Raw genomic sequence first — 255 nt, 5'->3', positions numbered from 1 at the left:
GAACACCGGTGGCGAAGGCGGGTCTCTGGGTAGTAACTGACGCTGAGGAGCGAAAGCGTGGGGAGCGAACAGGATTAGATACCCTGGTAGTCCACGCCGTAAACGGTGGGTACTAGGTGTGGGTTCCATTTCACGGGATCCGTGCCGTAGCTAACGCATTAAGTACCCCGCCTGGGGAGTACGGCCGCAAGGCTAAAACTCAAAGGAATTGACGGGGGCCCGCACAAGCGGCGGAGCATGTGGATTAATTCGATG

General features: G+C 57.6%; 1 rRNA gene. It reads left to right on the top strand.

Annotated elements, in window-relative coordinates:
* Positions 1 to 255 (top strand): 16S ribosomal RNA (locus tag AAFO60_RS20910); the annotation flags it as partial.

Source organism: Gordonia aichiensis, assembly GCF_039946255.1.
GTDB classification, from domain to species: Bacteria; Actinomycetota; Actinomycetes; order Mycobacteriales; family Mycobacteriaceae; genus Gordonia; species Gordonia aichiensis_A.
The sequence above is the reverse complement of the archived record's forward strand: the minus strand, read 5'-3'. Positions and strand labels throughout refer to the sequence as shown.